Here is a 19045-nt window from a genome sequence, read left to right on the forward strand (position 1 = left end):
GGGAAATGAGGTTTCAGCCGAAGGTGAAGGCGTATGCTTCGACACCCGGATCGAGGAAACGGATTTCGAACGTCCGGGCCTCCACATCGCCGGATTGGCGGACCAGCTGATAGAGTTTTGTCGAGGTCACCGTGCCGTATCCGCCGGCATCGGTATCTGCGCCATGGCTGGCCCCGGGCGCCTTGCCGTCGATCGTCACCCGGAAGCGAACTGGTTTGCTGGCGGCGCCAGGTCCGAGGACCAGATGCAGGTCGCGGGCGCTGAAACGATAGAGGATGCTGCCATCCGCTCGATCCAATACGGCGTGCTCGGCGCCGACCGTCCAGCTTCCGGAGAAGCCCCATTCGTTCAGGCCCGGCTGGTCGATGGAATATGTGTTGGCGGCGTCGGCACGCAGGTTTTCCGGAGAGACGAAGCCGGCGGCGCGTTTGTAGCCGAGATAACTCTCGCCGGAGCGGATGTTCTTGAGGTCCGGGCTCGCCTCGGCACCTTTTGCCTCCGGCGTCACTGGCGCAGTCGAGGCCATCTCGCTGCCGGCTTCGCGCAGCAGATCCTGGATTGCCTGTTCGGTCTGGGGGTAGTTGCCTTCGCCGAAGTGGTGGTAGCGAATATTGCCTTTTGCATCGATCAGATAATGGGCCGGCCAGTAGCTGTTTTCAAAAGCCCGCCAGATCCTGTAGTCGTTGTCGATCGCGACAGGATAGCCGATCTTGAAGTCGGCGACCGCCTTTTTGACATTGTCGATCTTCTTCTCGAAGGCGAATTCCGGGGCATGCACGCCAATGATGACCAGACCCTGATCCTTGTATTTTTCGGCCCAGGCGCGCACGTAAGGCACGGTGCGGATGCAGTTTATGCAGGAATAGGTCCAGAAATCGATGAGGACGACCTTGCCGCGCAGCTCTTCCGTTGTCAGAGACGGCGAATTGAGCCATTCGACGGCGCCGGTCAGCGATGGCGCACGTCCCTCCATGGGAAGATCGCTGAGGAAGGGACTGCCTGTATCCAAGGCGGCAGCCAACGTGCCGTTCGCGGCAAGGTCGGATGATGATCCGACGGCAGGCTTTTCATGGAGCTGGTCAAGCACAGCCTGTTCGAAGGCAGACGTGCTGGCATAGGAAAGCCGTGCCAGGAGGCCGGTGTCGAGACCCAGCGCGATGACGGCAACGCCGGCCAGAACCGCTGCACCCAGCACCTGGCGAATACGCTCGCTGACGCCCAGCGACCGCTTCATGCCGGCAAAGATCCTCCCGCCGACAAGAAGGGCAACGGCAAGCGACGTCGCCGCACCTGCAGCATAGGCGACCAGCAGGAAAGTCGTTTGCAGATTGGCGCCTTGCAAGGCTGCGCCCGTTAGCACGAGGCCGAGGATTGGTCCGGCGCAAGGCGCCCAGAGCAGCCCGGTCGCGACCCCAAGGATGAAGGCGCTCGCCGCCGTCGGTACGGAGCCCGGCCTGCCGGATGCATTCAGCAGCCTGTTGCCAAAATCGACGACCGGCTGGGTGACGACGCCCGCAATGCGTGGCGAAAGAAGGCTGACCCCGAAGACGGCAAGCAACAGGATCGCAGCAAGACGGCCGTATTCATTCGCATGGATCGCCCAGCTTCCGCCGACCGCTGCAAGCGTCGCGACCAGTGCGAAAGTCACGCTCATGCCGATCAGCATGGGCAGCGTGCTTCTGATGAAGGGCTGTCCCGCGCGGGCAAAGACGAAGGGGAGAATGGGAAGGATGCACGGGCTGAGAATGGTCAGCGCGCCTCCGAGGTAGGCAATGATGAGAAGTGTCATCGTCGTTTCCTTGAAGCCGATTGGTGGATTCTGGACGGCGATGGGCGCGACCAGGAACGGTGCCAATCTGGTCGGAGCGACGTATCCCGGATGTGTCCGGCTTCATTGAGAAATGTACCGCAGTGTAGGAACCTTTCGGCTCCACGACACGGTGACGCAATCGCCAGCAGCGCTGACCAACAGGCGGAACGGATTGTATCAAAACGTATCGAGGAAGCCCGATGCTACATCCGCATTCAATCGCGCGCTTGGCGCGACACATGGGGGATACATGCTGCCAGCCTTCTTGCCATCAACACCAATCGAGATGGAGAGAACGATGTCACCCGCATTCAACCACCAGCGTCGCCGCTTCTTCGGTATCGCCGCCATGACCGTGGCTGCCGCAGAATTCGGCATGACCGCGATCGCCAATGCCCGGTCACCCGCCGCATCCCTGGCGGCGGTCAGGGCAGGAGGGAACACCTCCTTCGCAGCGCTGAAGCAGATCAAGGCCGGTGTGCTCGATATCGGATACGCAGAAGCCGGCCCAGTCGATGGTCCCGTTGTCCTGCTCGTTCACGGCTGGCCTTACGATATCCATAGCTATGTGGATGTCGCACCGATCCTGGCCGATGCAGGCTACCGCGTTATCATTCCCTATCTGCGCGGCCATGGCACGACCCGCTTCCTTTCGGACGAAACGCCGCGTAACGGCCAGCAGGCGGCGCTGGCGGCCGACATGATCGCGTTCATGGATGCACTCGGCGTCGAAAAGGCGATCCTCGGCGGATATGACTGGGGTGCGCGCACCGTCAACATCATGGCGGCTCTCTGGCCGGAACGCTGCAAGGCGATGGTTTCGGTCAGCGGCTATCTCATCGGCAGCCAGGCGGCCAACAGCACGCCACTTCCGCCGGCGGCAGAACTTTCCTGGTGGTATCAGTTCTACTTTGCGACGGAGCGGGGACGGCAAGGCTATGCCGCCAACACATATGCGTTTGCAAAGCTGATCTGGCGGACGGCATCGCCGACATGGAAATTCGACGACGAGACTTTCCATCGCTCGGCTACCGCATTCGATAATCCGGACCACGTGGACATCACCATTCATAATTACCGCTGGCGGCTGGGTCTCGCCGAAGGCGAAGCAAAATACGATGCCTACGAGAAGCAGCTGGCGATGCGGCCAATCATCACTATTCCGACGATCACCATGGAAGGCGATGAAAATGCCGCGCCGCATCCGGAACCATCCTCCTATGCAAAGAAGTTCTCTGGAAGATACGAGCACCGAAATGTAGCAGGTGTCGGGCATAATCTGCCCCAGGAGGCGCCGCAGACATTCGCTAAGGCCATCCTTGACGTTGCGAAATTCTGAACGTCAGCCGCCGCGAGAAACTCCTTTACTCGTGGCGGCCGATACGGACAAATGGCGGCAGAGCAGCCGATCGATAGGGTTTGGAAGATCATAGATGGAGCATGTCGACCACATCCTGATCGTCGATGACGACCGAGAAATTCGCGAACTGGTATCGCGTTATCTGACGAAGAACGGCCTTCGGACGACAGTTGCCGCCGACGGCCGGCAAATGCGTGGCTTTCTCGAAGCCAGTACAGTCGATCTGATCGTGCTCGACGTGATGATGCCCGGCGACGATGGCCTGGTCCTGTGCCGGGAACTTCGCGCCGGCAAACACAAGGCGACGCCGGTCATCATGCTGACGGCACGCGACGATGAGATGGACCGGATCATCGGGCTCGAAATGGGCGCGGACGACTATCTGCCGAAGCCCTTCGCGGCGCGAGAGCTTCTCGCACGCATCAAGGCGGTTCTGCGACGCACCCGAATGTTGCCACCCAATCTTCAGATCAGCGAAGCCGGACAATTGCTGACCTTCGGCGACTGGCGACTTGATACCGTTGGCCGCCATCTTCTTGACAGCGACGGGACGGAAATCGCGCTGAGCGGTGCGGAATATCGTCTGTTGCGGGTTTTCATCGATCATCCGCAGCGGGTGCTCAACCGAGATCAGATACTGAACCTGACGCAGGGCCGCGACGCCGAACTGTTCGACCGCTCGATCGACCTTCTGGTCAGCCGTCTGCGCCAGCGGCTCGGCGACGACGCACGCGAGCCGACCTACATCAAGACGGTGCGGGCCGAAGGCTATGTGTTCTCCGTACCGGTCGAGATTTCGGTGCCCAGGACATGAGCGAGGGCAGCAAGGTCCGCTTCGGCTGGTGGCCGAGAACGCTGCGCTCACGTCTCTTTTTGATCCTGTTTGCCGGATTGGCGGTTGCCTACGGCCTGTCCTTCAGCATTCTTTTTGCCGAGCGCTACATGTCGGCCAAAGCCGTCATGCTGGGTACGCTGGAAAGCGACCTGGCAACCTCGATCGCCGTTCTCGATCGACTGCCGGCCAACGAGCGGGCCGAATGGCTGGACCGCCTGAGCCGCGGCAGCTATCGGCTCGTTCTTGGTCCGGGGCTGCCCGGTGTTCCGGATTTGTCGGGCCGCGGTGCCGAGATTGCAGATCGGATCAGCCAGGCCGCCGGCAACAGGTTTTCGATTCGCGTCGAAGCCGTCTCCGGTAACGACATGCGGCTGCAGGGGCATTTGACGCTTTCGGACGGCTCGCCGCTCACGATCGACGTCACTCCGCGTGGAGTGATGCCCCTGGCCGAATGGCTGCCTTATGTCTTTGCCGCACAGATGGTGCTGCTCATCCTGTGCACCTGGTTTGCCGTGCGCCAGGCCGTTCGTCCACTTTACGGCCTGGCCGCCGCCGCTGACGCGCTTGATCCCGGCAGGAAAGTGTCTCCATTGAGCGAGAGCGGACCGAGCGAAGTCGCCAATGCGGCGCGCGCATTCAACGCCATGCGTGACCGGATCGCGCATTATCTTGAAGAACGCGTGCAGATTCTCGCAGCGATCTCGCATGACCTGCAGACGCCCATCACGCGCATGCGGCTGCGCGCCGACATGACGGAAGATACTCCCGAAAAAGACAAGCTGGTCAGCGACTTGCGGGAGATCGAGCGGCTCGTGCGGGACGGCATCGCCTATGCACGCAGCTCTCACGGAAATGGGGAGAAGACCTCGCGTATCGATCTCGCATCCTTCATCGACAGCATTGCCTATGATTACCAGGACACCGGAAAAGCGGTCACGGTGCAGGGCATCGTTCAGGATACCGCCGCGACGAAACCGCACGCATTGCGGCGCATCCTGACCAACTTCATCGACAATGCCCTCAAGTTCGCGGGTGCTGCCGAGATCAGCGTCGAACGGACAGACGAAGGTGTCGTCGTAATTACGGTCCTGGATCGCGGACCAGGAATTCCGGATGACAAGCTCGAAGCGGCGATGCAGCCGTTCTTCCGTCTCGAGACGTCCCGCAATCGCGATACCGGGGGCACGGGCCTCGGATTGGCCATCGCCCAGCAGCTTGCCGCCTCGCTCGATGGCGCAGTGCGGATCTACAATCGCGTCGGCGGCGGGCTCGCGGCAGAGATATCGCTGCTCTGAATAATGCTCGGTTTTGTCGGCTATTGTATAGAAAGGTAGCCCCGCCAGCCGTCGCTACGGTGTGACACAAGTCCGGCCTTTTCGAACACATGTCCGATACGTCGATGCGGCAAAACACTCCCGTCAACAAGGTCGCCTCGGGCGACAGAACGAAGGAGTGTTTCATGACGACGATCGACAAGGTTCTTTACACCGGCAAGACCCATACGACCGGCGGACGCGAAGGCGCGGCGCGCAGTGACGATGCCCAGCTTGACGTCAAGCTTTCGCCTCCGGGCAGCGGCAAGCCCGGGACAAATCCCGAGCAACTCTTTGCTGCCGGCTGGTCCGCCTGCTTCATCGGCGCCCTGGGCATTGCTGCCGGCAAGCGCAAACTGTCGCTGCCAGTGGATACGGCAGTCGATGCCGAGGTCGATCTTGGTGTAACGGATGGCGCCTATCTGCTGCAAGCTCGGCTGAATGTCAGCCTTCCGGGACTTGATCCTGACCTGGCGAGCGCGCTGATCGATGAAGCCCATCAGACCTGCCCCTATTCGAAGGCCACCCGTGGCGATATCGCTGTCGAACTGGCGCTTGCCTGAACTGTCCTGCCATCTCACGGAGTGTCCGACGAAACGCATAATCATTGGCATGCTGGCGCTTGCCGTCTTTGCGGCGCCTTGCGTCTATGACGTATTTTCGCCGGAACCATCACCTTTGGCCGCTGTCGCCAGAGCCGTTGGTCTCCAAGGATAAACAGCCGGAGTCACAGGGGGAGCGTCTTCGCAGAGGCGCTCCTTTCGATCAGGATTTGCCGGCTTCTATTTCAGGCTTGGATCGCAAAGCATTGTTGATCGACGACGCGATTTTTTTATCTCTGGTTTGTAGCTTTGGGGCTCCGTCACCGCGGTGCCACGCGGTAATCATCTCCCTTTCCGCCTCGTCGGCGCATGCCTGATGGCCACCGCACGCTATTGTGGCTCTTGCTGAATGGTGCGGCGACCCTTAACGATGGCGACGCATTTGGGGAATGCAATTCGATGCCTATGCAAGATCGCAAGCGAAACAAGATAACACTGCTGGATGTTGCGAAACATGCTGATGTTTCACGCGCGACAGCATCTCTCGTGGTGCGCAAAAGCCCTCTGGTTGGCGCTGAAACCCGCCTGCGCGTCGAGGCAGCGATGCGTGAGCTCGGCTATGTCTACAATATGGGTGCTGCCCGCTTGCGTGCCGAGCGAAGCCATACAGTCGGCGTCGTCGTGCCCAACCTTACCAACCCGTTTTTTGCCGAGTTGTTGGGAGGGATGGAAGCATCGATCGATGCGGCCGGGTTGGTGATGATCATTGCCAACAGTGGAGACGGGCCGTCGCGGCAAGCCGCCGTCCTGCAGCGCATGCGGGAGCATGGCGTCGATGGGATCATTCTTTGTCCGGCGGCGGATACGCCTGACGATCTCGCAAGGCAGGTCGCCGACTGGAAACTGCCGATGGTGCAGGCCCTGCGGCATGTGACAGACGAACTTGACTACGCCGGGGCAAATTATGCCGCGGGCATGGAGGAGGCTGTCGAATATCTTGTCTCGCTTGGACATCAGACCATTTGCTTTGCGATCCATGGGCCGGTTCATTCGGCGTATCAGGAGCGCATCCAGGGCTTTCGTGAGGCCATGACAAGATCCGGGCTGCGGCCTGATCTTGTTATTGCTGTTCCCGACCGGGTCGACCACGTCGCTCAAGACGCCCATATGCTCTTCGAGCAGGGCCGGGCACCCACCGCCGTGATCTGCTTCAACGATCTAGTGGCCCATGGATTGGCAGCGGGCTTTTATGACCGCGGCCTGAAAATAGGCCATGATATCTCCCTTATCGGCTTCGACGATGTCACCGATGCCGAAGCAATGCGACCGCGTCTCACCTCGGTATCGACCGCACCCAGCGGCATCGGTCAAAATGCTGCGGCCTTGCTGCTGGATCGCATTGCGCAGCCTACGCTGCCGCCGCGTCGATGCGTCAGTCCGGCCCGGCTTCACATCCGCGAATCCTGCGGTCCTCTCCGCATTTCGTGAAACAGGATGCCCATTTGGCGGTTGACTTGTCGAACATGGAAATTTAGATCGATCTAACGGGCGCGGGAGGGAGTGCGCCGACCTTGGGAGGCCCCACGTGTACGAGTTCAACTTTGCACCGGTATTTGCTTCGTTCGACCAGTTGCTTCTGGGCGCCTGGCTGACCATCCGCCTTTCGTGCGCGGCAATGCTGCTTGGCTTGATCGTGTCGGTGGTCTGTGCATGGGGCAAGACCTCCGGTCCGGCATTGATACGGTTCGTCATCAACGCCTATATCGAAATTATCCGCAACACGCCGTTTCTGGTGCAGATATTCTTCATCTTCTTCGGTCTGCCGTCCCTCGGTTTGCGTCTTTCGCCGAACAGTGCCGCCCTTCTGGCGCTCGTGGTCAATTTCGGGGCCTATGGCACCGAGATCATTCGTGCCGGCATCGAATCCATCCAGAAGGGGCAGCTGGAAGCGGGGACCGCTCTTGGCCTGTCGAAGCTGCAAATCTTCCGCTACATCATCATGAAACCGGCACTGCGTACCGTCTATCCGTCTCTGACAAGCCAGTTCATCTACCTGATGCTGACGTCGAGCGTAGTTTCGGTGATCTCGGCAGACGATCTCGCCGCCGCCGGCAACGACCTTCAGTCGGCCACGTTCGCGAGTTTCGAAGTTTATATCGTCATCACCCTGATGTACCTCGTTCTCTCGATCGGCTTCTCCGCAATTTTCGCCGCGATCGAGCGAACGGCCTTCAAGTACCCGCTGAGCCGATAGGAGGCCTCGATGATCAGACCCTTCGGCTGGAACGAGTTTCTCATCATCGTCATGGCGGCGCAGTGGACGATCGCGCTGTCTGCGATCGCTTTCGCCGGCGGAGGCATCGGCGGGCTGCTGATCGCTCTCGCCCGCGTCTCCGACATACGGTCACTGCGGCTTGCCGCTCTCGGCTTCATCCGGGTCTTCCAGGGCACGCCACTCTTGATGCAGCTCTTCCTGGTTTTCTTCGGCATGAATATCTTCGGGCTGGCCATCAACCCCTGGATTGCAGCGGCGATCGCACTGACCCTGCATGCCAGCGCCTTCCTTGGGGAAATCTGGCGCGGCTGCATCGAGGCTGTGCCGCCGGGCCAGCGGGAGGCTGCGACGGCTCTCGGCCTGCGTTACTACAACCGGATGCGCTACATCCTCCTGCCGCAGGCCGCACGCATCGCCGTGGCACCGACCGTCGGTTTTCTCGTTCAGCTCATCAAGGGTACGTCTCTCGCGGCGATCATCGGCTTTACCGAACTGACCCGCCAGGGACAGATCATCAACAATGCGACGTTCAGTCCGTTCATGGTTTTCGGTACGGTGGCCGCAGTCTATTTCATCCTGTGCTGGCCGCTCTCCGTGCTGGCACGGCGGATGGAAGTCAGGTTTTCCCGGGCAACACAACGTTGACGGGACCCCAGTCGGCGGGAGGGCCGGCAGTGACGAAAGGGTAGGAAGCAATGAACATTTCAAGACGCGCGGCAATGGCCGTGATTGGCGCAGGCTTGATGGCCGCCGTGGCCTCTTTTCCCGCGACGGCGCAAACCGTCGAAGAGATCAAGTCCGCCGGGACCGTGAAAATCGGGATGCTGGTGGACTTCCCGCCGTTCGGTATCATGAATGAGAGCAACCAACCGGACGGCTACGACGCGGACGTTGCAAAGTTGCTTGCCAAGGAATGGGGCGTCGAGGCCCAGATCGTACCGGTGACCGGTCCGAACAGAATTCCCTATCTCCAGAGCAATCAGGTCGATCTGCTCGTCGCGTCGCTGGGCATTACCGAAGAACGCGCCAAGAGCGTCGACTTCTCCGCACCCTATGCCGGCATCTCCATCGGCGTCTTCGGCGCCGAGGATGTGGCGGTCACCAAGCCGGAAGATCTTTCCGGCAAGACCATCGGTGTTGCCCGCGCCAGCACGCAGGATACGGCAGTCACGAAGGTCGCCCCGCAGGACGCCACCATTCAGCGTTTCGACGATGATGCAAGTGCCGTCCAGGCCCTGTTGTCAGGCCAGGTCGAACTGATCGGCGTGTCGAACGTCGTTGCCGCCCAGATCGAACAGGCAGCGCCAGGCCGCTTCAACCAGAAACTCGAACTGAGCCAGCAGGTACAGGGTATCGCAGTCCGCAAGGGTTCGACCGAGCTTCTGGAGGCCGTGAACGCTTTCCTTGAGAAGGTAAAGGCTGACGGCCAGCTCAGTGCCATCCATGAAAAATGGCTCGGCGCGCCGCTGCCGAACTTCGTCGCCGAAGGCAAGTAACCAAGAGACAGGAGTTCCTCGCATGGCTGAAATTCATGCAAACACATCGATGGCAGACGTGCGGGGAGCTTCCGGTCCGGCGGTAACAATGGACGGCGTCAACAAATGGTACGCCGAATTCCACGCGCTGAAGGATATCAACCTCGCCGTCAACCGTGGAGAGCGCATCGTTATCTGCGGGCCATCCGGTTCCGGCAAGTCCACCCTTATCCGCTGCATCAACCAGTTGGAGATGATACAGAAGGGCCGGATCGTCGTTGACGGGCACGACCTCACCGCAGGCGGCAAGAATGTCGACATCGTGAGGCAGGAAACCGGCATGGTGTTCCAAAGCTTCAACCTTTTCCCGCACATGACCGTCATACAGAACTGCACCCTTGCCCCCATGAAGGTGCGAGGCGTCTCCAAGGCCGAAGCCGAGGCGACGGCCATGAAACTCCTTGAGCGGGTGCGCATCCCGGAGCAGGCGGCCAAATATCCTGCTCAGCTTTCCGGTGGACAGCAGCAGCGCGTTGCCATTGCCCGCGCGCTCTGCATGAACCCCAAGATCATGCTTTTCGACGAGCCCACTTCGGCTCTCGATCCGGAAATGGTGAAGGAGGTTCTCGACACGATGATCGACCTTGCCAATGAAGGGATGACCATGCTGTGCGTGACCCATGAGATGGGCTTTGCGCGCCAGGTTGCCGACCGGGTGATCTTCATGGATCGCGGCGAGATCGTGGAATCCGCGCCCCCGGAAGAGTTTTTCAGCAATCCGAAGCACGAGCGGACACGCAACTTCCTCGGCCAGATTTCCTGAGCGATCGGAGCTCGGTGAAGGAGTATTCAAAGAATGAAACCGGAAATCCTGCTGGTCGAGCCGATGCTCGACGAGATCGAGGCTCGGCTCGATGACGCCTATGTCGTCCGTCGCCTCTATGACCCCGCACAGAAAGCCGCCATGGGGCCGGCCCTGCCGGGCATCCGCGCGGCGGTAACGGGCGGCGGCACCGGGCTCTCGAACGACTATATCGACAGTCTGCCGGCGCTGGGCATCATTGCCATCAATGGCGTAGGAACCGACAAGGTCGACCTCGTGAAGGCCCGCGGCCGCAACATCGATGTCACCACGACGCCTGGGGTGCTCACCGACGACGTAGCCGATACCGGCATTACGCTCATGCTCGCTGTTTTTCGTCACCTCGTAAAAGGCGACAATTTCGTCCGGGAAGGGCGTTGGGCGAAGGGCGAAGCTTTCCCGCTTGGCACCAGCCCGAAGGGCAAGCGTCTCGGCATCCTGGGGCTCGGCCAGATCGGGCGCGCCATGGGCCGCCGCGCGGAAGCCTTCGGCATCTCCGTCGGATATTGGAACCGTTCTCCGCAGACCGATACCGGCTGGACCTCCTATTCCACGCCCACGGAACTTGCCGCCTCCAGTGATATCCTGGCCATTTGCGTTGCAGCCAATGCAGCTACCCAGGGCATCGTCAATGCAGAGGTTCTGGAGGCTCTTGGGCCGAAAGGCATCGTCATCAACGTGGCACGCGGCAGCGTCGTCGATGAGGACGCACTGCTACAGGCGCTACGGGATGGCACCATCGCCGGCGCGGGTCTCGACGTCTTCGTCGGCGAGCCGCGCATCCGGGAAGAATTCTTCACGGCACCCAATACCGTCCTGATGCCGCATCAGGGGAGCGCGACGCGCGAAACGCGGATCGCGATGGGCGAGATCGTCCTTGCCAATCTCCAGGCTTTCTTCAACGGCGAAAGACCGCCGAACAGCGTCAACTGAATCGGACATATCATGATCATTCGTCAGGCGCTCTTCGAAGGCCGCATTCACGAGGGCAAGGACGCTGCGTTCAAGGAATATGTGGCGGACAAGCTGATGCCGATGTGGCTGGACTTCCCGGGTGTTCGCGAGGTCCGCGTACTCTATGCTGTCGAGCGCGACGAGGGCGCTCCGGCCTTTCCCATGGTGCTGTCGACCATGTACGAGAGCCGCGAAGCCTTGGCCGCGGCACTGGAATCGCCCGTCCGCTATGCAAGCAGGGACATGACCAAGGGCCTGCTGGCGATGTTCGACGGCGCTATTCATCATCATGTGTTCGAGCTGAAATCCTAGAATGGACTCTTGGGGTTCCCAAGGTGAGAAAATCGGATTCAAGTCAGTTTCGCAGGCTCGCCACACGCTTCGTAAAAGGCGGCGAGGGCCGTGTCGCGCGCCGCTGCCGCTAAGTGATACGCGCGCTTGATATTCCAAATTCTTTCAGCAACATGATTCTTGAGACGAATTCGGGCTTATGTGACCAGAGGGCAAATGGCAGGTGCAGCGACGCCTTCGGGCAGAGGGAAGCGCGCCACCGGGCAGGCGGCGGGCCGCATGACGCGGGACGCCTGGATCGAGGCCGGCATCGCCGCGCTCATCGACGAGGGTATTGCCAATGTGAAGATCCAGGTCATGGCAAAGAGGCTCGGGGTGTCGCGTTCGAGCTTCTATTGGTTCTTCCCCGACCTTCAGGACCTGCACAAGGAACTCCTTGAACACTGGCTTCGCCGGAACACCGGCCCGATCATCGAGCGTGCGCTGCGCCCGGCACCGACGGTGACGAAGGCGGTGTGCCATATCTTCGAATGCTGGGTGGACCCGAGCCTCTTTGACCCGCGCCTCGATGCGGCAGTGCGGTCCTGGGGGCAGGTGGACACGAGCATCCGAAGCATCGTCGATCAGGCCGACGACCAGCGTGTCGATGCCGTCACGCGCATGTTCCTGCGCTATGACTATCCGGAGGAGGAGGCTTTCGTGCGGGCGCGCGTTCTCTATTTCACGCAGATCGGTCACTTCACGCTCGGCATGCGCGACGACCGGGATACCCGGCTTCGTCTCCTGCGTCCCTATCTCCTTGGCTTTACCGGGCGCCAGGCATCCGATGATGAGGCCGACGCTTTCGAGACATTGATGCGGCGCATCCAGCCGGATGCCTGAAATGGACATAACTGTACGCGGATAACCTACCAGAAATCAGGCGCCAGGCGGAAAGCATGACGGTACGCGGCCTTACCGCTCTAATCTTCTGGACATTTGTGTCCAGTTAAAATACGCATAATCGCGGATCAGGCGACAAGACCTTGATCGGATGGTTCCTTCATTCCTGGGGCAACGCATGAGACCGCACTTCGCCTTGTCACGTCATCGCTGCGCCAAAGTTCGTGCGGGAGTTTCTCGATGACACGGCATTACTCCGCTCTCTCGCTTTTCAAGGAAGGCCTGCGGGGTCAGAAGGGATGGCAGAAGGCCTGGCGCTCGCCGGCGCCGAAGCCACGCTACGACATCCTCATCATCGGCGGTGGCGGGCACGGTCTGGCGACGGCCTACTATCTCGCAAAGGTCCACAATATCCGCAATATCGCCGTCATCGAGAAGGGGTGGCTCGGCGGCGGCAATACCGGACGCAACACCACCGTTGTCCGTTCCAACTATTTCTTCCCCGAGAGCACCGAGCTCTACGATCTGGCGCTTCGCCTCTACGAAACGCTCGGCCGGGAGATCAACTACAATATCATGCTCTCCCAGCGCGGCATCATGACGCTTGCCCACTCCGAGGCCGATATGGAAATGGCGGCGCGCACCGTCAACGCCATGCAGATCAACGGCACGGATGCGGAACTCTTCGGCATCGAGGACGTGCGCCGCGTCCTGCCCTTGCTCAACGTTTCACCGCAGGCACGCTATCCGGTATTCGGGGGCGTCTGGCAGGGCAGGGCAGGCACGGCGCGACACGATGCGGTCGCCTGGGGCTATGCGCGCGCAGCCGACAGGCTCGGCGTCGATATCATCCAGACCTGCGAGGTTGAGGAGTTCCTGATCGAGGGCGGGCGGTGTCGTGGCGTAAAGACCAGCCTTGGCGAGATTCGCGCGGAGCGGACGGGCATGGTTGTCGCCGGCCATTCCTCGCATCTTGCGGCCAAGGCGGGCTTCCGCCTGCCAATCACCTCCTATGCCCTGCAAGCCTGCGTTTCCGAGCCGATCAAGCCGGTGCTCGATACCGTCGTTCTTTCTCCCGGCACAGGCGTCTATGCCAGCCAGTCGGACAAGGGTGAACTCGTCGTCGGCGGCGCGCTCGATCGGGTTCCCTCCTACGGCCAGCGCGGCAACCTTCCTGTTTTGGAGGACGTCGTCACGGGCCTTCTCGAAATGTTTCCGTCGTTCCGCCAGCTTCGATTGATGCGTCAATGGGCCGGCATCGTGGACGTGACGCCCGATTCCTCGCCGATCCTTGGCGAAAGCCCGTTGCCGGGCCTCTTCCTCAATTGCGGCTGGGGAACAGGCGGGTTCAAGGCCATTCCCGCCGGCGGCACGCTGCTTGCCCATCTGCTGGCAACCGGCAAGCACCACGATGTCAGCCGTCCCTTCGATCTCGACCGATTTTCACGCGGGCGATTGATCGATGAGGCAGCCGGTTCCGGCATCGCGCACTAGGAGGTTCGATTGCAGCTTTTCCCATGCCCCTTCTGCGGTCCGCGGAGCGAAAGCGAGTTCCATTTCGGCGGCGATGCCGGCAACCATCGCCCCGAGGGTTTTCGCGATGTGACCGACAGCGAATGGACCGCCTATCTCTATGAGCGCAACAATCCGCGCGGGGCCGCAAACGAGATCTGGATGCACATGGCCTGCGGCGAAGTGTTTCGCATGGAGCGCGACACGGTAGACCACCGGGTGGCGCAGTCCTTCGTGCTTGGAGAAGGAGGCGACAATGGCGGCATGGCGTAATGACGGCGGTACCGCCATCGACCGGTCTCAGCCGCTTGCCTTCAGCTTCGACGGCAAGGTGATCGAAGCATTCGCCGGTGATACCATCGCCTCGGCACTGCTGGCCGGCGGTGTTTCCGTGGTCGGCCGCAGCTTCAAATATCATCGTCCGCGTGGCCTCTGGGGAGCGGGCGTCGAGGAGCCGAACGCTCTCGTCGATATTGCCGCAGGCATGCCGAATACACGCGCCACGCAGGCACTCGCGGCAAATGGCATGGCCGTGCGCAGTGTGAATGCCGAACCGAGCGCCGAAAAGGATCGCCGCGCTTTCATCGACGCCTTCTCGCGCTTCATCCCGGCTGCCTTCTACTACAAGACCTTCATGTTTCCCGATTGGCACCTTTTCGAGCCACGCATCCGTGAGATGGCCGGTCTCGGAACGCTGGACGAGACGAAGACGGGGCCAGAATTTGCCGAGCAGGTGAACCACCATTGCGATGTGCTGGTTGTCGGCGCCGGCCCTGCGGGCCTCCATGCCGCGCGTGAGGCGGTCCGCGCGGGAAGGCGCGTCGTACTGTGCGATGATGGCCGGCAGCCCGGCGGCAGCCTGTTTTATCGTGCGGCCACCATCGAAGGAAAATCCGGTGCGGAATGGGTAGCCGATGTAGCCACAGAACTGGAACGGGCCGGGGATCTCGTGCTCACTAGCGCCACCGCGTTTGGCATCTACGACCACCACCTTGTCGGCCTCAGCCAGAAGGGGGCGGACGGGGCGCCGGACCGGCTGTGGCGCATCCGCGCCAAGTCGATCGTGCTTGCCACCGGCGCCATCGAGCGGCCGCTGCCCTTCGGTAACAACGACCTGCCGGGTGTGATGTCCGCCGAGGCCGCGCTTGTCTATCTTCGCCGCTTCGGCATTGTCGCCGGCCGCAAGATCGTGATCGCCACGAACAACGGGCTTGCCTATGAGACAGCGGAAGCGCTTGTCGCGGCCGGGGCCGATGTTACTGTCGTGGATTATCGCGCCGACGCCTCGACGCCGGCCGGGCTGCGGGTGTTGAAGGGCGTATCCGTGAGGGCCGCGACCGGCCGCAATGCGGTCAATGCCGTGACGCTCTCCGATGGCACGGTGCTGGAAGCCGATGCGGTATTGGTCTCCGGCGGCTTCACGCCTACTGTGCATCTTTATTGCCAGGCACAGGGCAAGCTGGACTGGCGCGACGATATCCTCGCCTTCGTTCCCGGCCGGCCCGTCGAGGGCGTCGATGTGGTTGGGGCCGCCGCGGGGACTTTCGGCCTTCCGCCGGAGCTTGCGGATGGCATGGCCCGAGATCTCGGGATCATCGCCGCCTGGCCGAAGCCGGGCGCCAAGGAGCGGGTCTGGATCGACCTCCAGAACGACGTCACGGCCAAGGATGTGGAGCTTGCCGTGCGGGAGAACTTCGTCTCGGTCGAGCACCTGAAACGCTACACGACGCTTGGCATGGCAACGGACCAGGGCAAGACCTCCAACGTCAACGGCCTCGCATTGATGGCCGAAATCACCGGCCGGCGAATTCCCGATGTGGGTACCACGACCTATCGTCCGCCCTTTACGCCGGTGCCGCTCGCCTCCTTCGCCGGTGCGCGTTCCGGCACGCGCATGAACCCGCTGCGCCGCCTGCCGCTCGAACAGGCGCATCGGGCTGACAATGCGGTGTTCCGTGAATATGGCGGCTGGCTGCGGCCGGCCTTCTATGGTGCCGGCTCGCCGGAGGAGCGCATCCAGGCGGAAGCGCGGGGTGCACGCGAGCGTGTCGCGCTGTTCGACGGCTCGCCCCTCGGCAAGATCGAGGTGATCGGGCCGGATGCCGCGTCCTTCCTCGATTTCATCTACTACAACACCATGTCGACGCTCGCGCCGGGCCGCTGCCGCTACGGCTTCGTGCTCACGGAGGGCGGCAACGTCTACGATGATGGCGTACTGGTGCGGCTCGATGAAAACCGCTTTATCGTCTCCTGCTCGTCTTCGCATGTGGCTGGCATGCACGCCCTCCTGGAAGAATGGCGGCAGGACCGCTTCGACAGGAAGCGTGTCTTCATTCACAATGCGACGGCCGAAATGGCAACGCTCACGGTCACCGGGCCGCAGGCGAAGGCGCTGATGGGGACGATTGATCTCGGCATCGCGCTCGACGACACGACGTTGCCGCATATGGCCGTCGTTTCCGGTGTATTCGAGGGGATTGCCGTGCGGGTTGCGCGCATCAGCTTCACGGGTGACCGGTCCTACGAAATCTCGGTGCCGGCCGACCATGCCGCAGCTTTGTGGACAAGGCTGCGGCAGGCGGGCGAGGCATTCGGCGCCGGCCTGCTCGGCCTCGAAGCCCTGATGATCCTGCGTGCCGAAAAGGGTTATGTCGTCGTCGGCAAGGATACCGACGGCACGAGCCGGCCGATGGATTTCGGCCTTACCGCGCCGCTGGAGCGCAAGAAAGTCGAATTTATCGGTCGCCGCTCGCTGATCACCGAGGATGCAGGGCGCCCGGATCGCCGCCAGTTCGTCGGGCTCGAAGCAATCGACGGCAAGGGCGTTCTGCCGACGGGAGCGCATGGCATCGAGCGCGGGTCCGGTGTCCCTCGCAGCATCGGCTATGTCACCTCGAGCTACTTCAGCCCCGTGCTGCAGAAGCCGATTGCGCTCGGACTGATCGAGCTTGGCCTGTCGCGCATGGGCGAGATCGTCGAGTTGCAGCACCTGCGGGAGATCAGGCGGGCACGCGTGGTTTCCGCCTGCGCATTCGATAGGGAAGGGAGCCGTCTCCATGCTTGATATCGCCGGCAAGTGGCAGGCCGAGCCGGATTGGGCGAGTGCACGCCTCGAAGGTCGTACCCTTCGCGTGAGCGCCGTTTCAGAAATAGTACAGCGTCTCATCAGCGGTGATGTCGAGCGCTTCCTCGCCCGTCATGATCTTGGCCGGGATGTCGGCGCTCTGGGACTTGCGCTCGGCGAGCGCTACGCGGTGCGTATTGCCCGCGACCGACTGCTCGTGATCGGGCTTTCTGCCGCCGAATTGACTGACGGATGGCACGACGAGGGCTATGCGATCTCGACCGTCAGTTCGGCCTTGCGTCTCTTCGAAGCGAGGGGCGAGGGGATCCGCGCTCTTCTGGGGCGGGCGACGACAATCGATCCCGACAATCCGAGCCCCTGCGCCGCCATGCCATTTGGCGGCGTGATGGGCATTGTGTACCGGCACGGTGACGGCGAGATTCTGCGTGTTCATATCGAAAGAGGGCTTGCCGGCTATCTCTGGGAGTGGTTCGAATGTCAGCCGCTCTTTTCGCAAGAGTAGAAATTCAGTTTTGGGAGCAGCCCGCGATGGTGCGGGCAAAAAGGGAGTGAGACAATGAGAAAAATTCTGATCCTCGGCACGGCGCTCGGCCTGCTCATGGGGACCGCCGCCCGTGCGGACGACCTGACCTTTGCCGTCGCCGGCCCGCTGACGGGGCCGCTCGCCACGATCGGCGACCAGTTCAAGCAGGGCGCGCAGGCGGCCGCCGACGCCATCAATGCCAAGGGCGGGGTGATGGGCCGGCAGATCAAGCTTCAGTTCGAAGACGACCAGTGCGATCCCAAACAGGCCGTTTCCGTTGCCAATCGTATTGCAGCGGCCGGCATCCAGTTCGTCGATGGCCACGCCTGCTCGGGCTCGAGCATCCCGGCCTCCGCCGTCTATGCCGAAAACGGCACGCTGATGATGAGCCCGGCCTCCTCCAACCCGGTCATGACGGACGATGCGGTCGCCAAGGGCTGGACGAACATCATGCGGCTCTACACCCGCGACGACGCGCAGGGCGCCTTTATCGGGCCGTGGATTGCCAAGGAATATGCCGGCAAGAACGTTGCCGTGCTGCACGACAAGACGGCCTATGGCCAGGGGGTCGCTGATGCGGTGCGCGCCACGATGAACGCAAGCGGCCTCAAGGAGGTTCTTGCCGAGGGCATCAATGCCGGCGAGAAGGACTATAACGCCCTCGTCACGAAACTGAAGGACGCCAAGATCGATGTCGTCTACTTCGGCGGTTATCATCCAGAGGCGGGCCTCATCCTGCGCCAGGCTGCCGAGCAGGGTTACAAATTCCAGCTGATCATGCCCGACTCGATCGCCTCGCCTGAATTCTGGCAGGTCGCCGGCCCGGCCGGTGAAGGTACGATGTTCGTCTTCCCGTCCGATCCGCAGGCAAAGCCGGAAGCGAAGGAAGCCGTCGAGAAGATTCAGGCGGGCGGCTTCAAGCCGGAAGGCTTTACGCTCTTCTCCTATGCCGTGATCCAGGCCTTCGCGCAGGGCATCGAGCGTGCTGGCTCGGATGATCCGACCAAGGTCGCCGAAGCCCTGAAGAACGGCCAGCCGATCGACACCGTCGTCGGCACCGTGACCTTCGATGAGAAGGGTGACCTGAAGGACGCCAGCTACGACATCAACCGCTGGACCAATGGCAATTACGCGCCGATCGCAAAGTAAGGCACAAGACCGGAAAGACCCCCGGAAGGCCCGGCCAAAGCGCCGGGCCATTTTGCATTCAGGTGGCCGGAGACCGGGATCACCGGTCCCTGCAGGCTCGAAAACAACCTGCTGGCGGATTTTCTTGGCCCTCGGCGACATTGCCGGGAATGGTGATTACACCCACTTTGCACAAAA

Annotated in this window: 18 protein-coding genes; 17 read left to right on the top strand and 1 reads right to left on the bottom strand. The window is 61.6% G+C overall.

All coding sequences use genetic code 11. The features are described 5' to 3' along the window. Positions 1-13 precede the first annotated feature (13 nt). Positions 14-1789: a cytochrome c biogenesis protein DipZ gene (locus ASD31_RS17975; RefSeq protein WP_056337269.1), complete on the bottom strand. Its 1776-nt coding sequence runs from the start codon at positions 1787-1789 to the stop codon at positions 14-16. Between the two features lie 319 nt (positions 1790-2108). Between ASD31_RS17975 and ASD31_RS17980 the strand changes: the two genes are divergently transcribed. The 17 genes from ASD31_RS17980 (at position 2109) to ASD31_RS18060 (ending at position 18868) form a co-directional block, all read left to right on the top strand. Then, positions 2109-3149 (top strand): alpha/beta fold hydrolase, encoded by a 1041-nt coding sequence (locus ASD31_RS17980; protein ID WP_056336843.1) that lies wholly within the window; start codon positions 2109-2111, stop codon positions 3147-3149. Between the two features lie 94 nt (positions 3150-3243). Beyond that, complete coding sequence (locus tag ASD31_RS17985) at positions 3244-3984, top strand: response regulator (protein WP_056336846.1); 741 nt, start codon at positions 3244-3246, stop codon at positions 3982-3984. Further along, positions 3981-5300 (top strand): ATP-binding protein, encoded by a 1320-nt coding sequence (locus ASD31_RS17990; protein WP_056336849.1) that lies wholly within the window; start codon positions 3981-3983, stop codon positions 5298-5300. The genes ASD31_RS17985 and ASD31_RS17990 overlap by 4 nt, the downstream gene beginning before the upstream one ends. Before the next feature lie 164 nt (positions 5301-5464). Beyond that, the gene (locus ASD31_RS17995; protein WP_056337272.1) at positions 5465-5881 is read left to right on the top strand and encodes an organic hydroperoxide resistance protein; all 417 of its coding nucleotides are present in this window, start codon (positions 5465-5467) and stop codon (positions 5879-5881) included. Positions 5882-6319: 438 nt separating this feature from the next. After that, positions 6320-7348, top strand: coding sequence for a LacI family DNA-binding transcriptional regulator (locus tag ASD31_RS18000; RefSeq protein WP_056336852.1), 1029 nt, complete (start codon positions 6320-6322; stop codon positions 7346-7348). Between the two features lie 97 nt (positions 7349-7445). Beyond that, the gene (locus tag ASD31_RS18005) at positions 7446-8114 is read left to right on the top strand and encodes an amino acid ABC transporter permease (RefSeq protein WP_056336855.1); all 669 of its coding nucleotides are present in this window, start codon (positions 7446-7448) and stop codon (positions 8112-8114) included. A 9-nt stretch (positions 8115-8123) separates the two neighbouring features. Beyond that, positions 8124-8780, top strand: coding sequence for an amino acid ABC transporter permease (locus ASD31_RS18010; RefSeq protein ID WP_056336858.1), 657 nt, complete (start codon positions 8124-8126; stop codon positions 8778-8780). 50 nt (positions 8781-8830) lie between these two features. Then, entirely contained in the window at positions 8831-9631 is an 801-nt protein-coding gene (locus ASD31_RS18015) for a transporter substrate-binding domain-containing protein (RefSeq protein ID WP_056336861.1), read from the top strand. 49 nt (positions 9632-9680) lie between these two features. Beyond that, entirely contained in the window at positions 9681-10433 is a 753-nt protein-coding gene (locus ASD31_RS18020; RefSeq protein WP_200952212.1) for an amino acid ABC transporter ATP-binding protein, read from the top strand. A 33-nt stretch (positions 10434-10466) separates the two neighbouring features. After that, positions 10467-11405, top strand: coding sequence for a 2-hydroxyacid dehydrogenase (locus ASD31_RS18025; RefSeq protein ID WP_082520610.1), 939 nt, complete (start codon positions 10467-10469; stop codon positions 11403-11405). A gap of 12 nt (positions 11406-11417) precedes the next feature. Beyond that, the gene (locus ASD31_RS18030; protein WP_056336866.1) at positions 11418-11738 is read left to right on the top strand and encodes a hypothetical protein; all 321 of its coding nucleotides are present in this window, start codon (positions 11418-11420) and stop codon (positions 11736-11738) included. Between the two features lie 195 nt (positions 11739-11933). Then, a complete protein-coding gene (locus ASD31_RS18035; RefSeq protein WP_056336869.1) occupies positions 11934-12599 on the top strand; it encodes a TetR/AcrR family transcriptional regulator in 666 nt (221 codons plus the stop codon). Between the two features lie 240 nt (positions 12600-12839). Further along, positions 12840-14093: a sarcosine oxidase subunit beta family protein gene (locus ASD31_RS18040; protein WP_056336872.1), complete on the top strand. Its 1254-nt coding sequence runs from the start codon at positions 12840-12842 to the stop codon at positions 14091-14093. 9 nt (positions 14094-14102) lie between these two features. Next, positions 14103-14384 (top strand): sarcosine oxidase subunit delta, encoded by a 282-nt coding sequence (locus tag ASD31_RS18045; protein ID WP_056336875.1) that lies wholly within the window; start codon positions 14103-14105, stop codon positions 14382-14384. After that, positions 14368-17175 (top strand): 2Fe-2S iron-sulfur cluster-binding protein, encoded by a 2808-nt coding sequence (locus tag ASD31_RS18050; protein ID WP_056336877.1) that lies wholly within the window; start codon positions 14368-14370, stop codon positions 17173-17175. Before ASD31_RS18045 ends, ASD31_RS18050 begins: the two co-directional genes overlap by 17 nt. Then, the gene (locus tag ASD31_RS18055; RefSeq protein WP_056336880.1) at positions 17168-17698 is read left to right on the top strand and encodes a hypothetical protein; all 531 of its coding nucleotides are present in this window, start codon (positions 17168-17170) and stop codon (positions 17696-17698) included. The genes ASD31_RS18050 and ASD31_RS18055 overlap by 8 nt, the downstream gene beginning before the upstream one ends. 54 nt (positions 17699-17752) lie before the next feature. Then, positions 17753-18868: an ABC transporter substrate-binding protein gene (locus ASD31_RS18060; protein ID WP_056336883.1), complete on the top strand. Its 1116-nt coding sequence runs from the start codon at positions 17753-17755 to the stop codon at positions 18866-18868. Positions 18869-19045 lie beyond the last annotated feature (177 nt).

The organism is Rhizobium sp. Root482 (assembly GCF_001426565.1).
GTDB lineage: Bacteria > Pseudomonadota > Alphaproteobacteria > Rhizobiales > Rhizobiaceae > Pararhizobium.

Coding starts and splice junctions, on each gene's coding strand:
- ASD31_RS18015 (WP_056336861.1), top strand. CDS start 8,831: ATGAACATTTCAAGACGCGCGGCAATGGCCGTGATTGGCGCAGGCTTG.
- ASD31_RS18060 (WP_056336883.1), top strand. CDS start 17,753: ATGAGAAAAATTCTGATCCTCGGCACGGCGCTCGGCCTGCTCATGGGG.
- ASD31_RS18035 (WP_056336869.1), top strand. CDS start 11,934: ATGGCAGGTGCAGCGACGCCTTCGGGCAGAGGGAAGCGCGCCACCGGG.
- ASD31_RS18055 (WP_056336880.1), top strand. CDS start 17,168: ATGCTTGATATCGCCGGCAAGTGGCAGGCCGAGCCGGATTGGGCGAGT.
- ASD31_RS18050 (WP_056336877.1), top strand. CDS start 14,368: ATGGCGGCATGGCGTAATGACGGCGGTACCGCCATCGACCGGTCTCAG.
- ASD31_RS18040 (WP_056336872.1), top strand. CDS start 12,840: ATGACACGGCATTACTCCGCTCTCTCGCTTTTCAAGGAAGGCCTGCGG.
- ASD31_RS17990 (WP_056336849.1), top strand. CDS start 3,981: ATGAGCGAGGGCAGCAAGGTCCGCTTCGGCTGGTGGCCGAGAACGCTG.
- ASD31_RS18000 (WP_056336852.1), top strand. CDS start 6,320: ATGCCTATGCAAGATCGCAAGCGAAACAAGATAACACTGCTGGATGTT.
- ASD31_RS18020 (WP_200952212.1), top strand. CDS start 9,681: ATGGCAGACGTGCGGGGAGCTTCCGGTCCGGCGGTAACAATGGACGGC.
- ASD31_RS17975 (WP_056337269.1), bottom strand. CDS start 1,789: ATGACACTTCTCATCATTGCCTACCTCGGAGGCGCGCTGACCATTCTC.
- ASD31_RS17995 (WP_056337272.1), top strand. CDS start 5,465: ATGACGACGATCGACAAGGTTCTTTACACCGGCAAGACCCATACGACC.
- ASD31_RS17985 (WP_056336846.1), top strand. CDS start 3,244: ATGGAGCATGTCGACCACATCCTGATCGTCGATGACGACCGAGAAATT.
- ASD31_RS18030 (WP_056336866.1), top strand. CDS start 11,418: ATGATCATTCGTCAGGCGCTCTTCGAAGGCCGCATTCACGAGGGCAAG.
- ASD31_RS18010 (WP_056336858.1), top strand. CDS start 8,124: ATGATCAGACCCTTCGGCTGGAACGAGTTTCTCATCATCGTCATGGCG.
- ASD31_RS18025 (WP_082520610.1), top strand. CDS start 10,467: ATGAAACCGGAAATCCTGCTGGTCGAGCCGATGCTCGACGAGATCGAG.
- ASD31_RS17980 (WP_056336843.1), top strand. CDS start 2,109: ATGTCACCCGCATTCAACCACCAGCGTCGCCGCTTCTTCGGTATCGCC.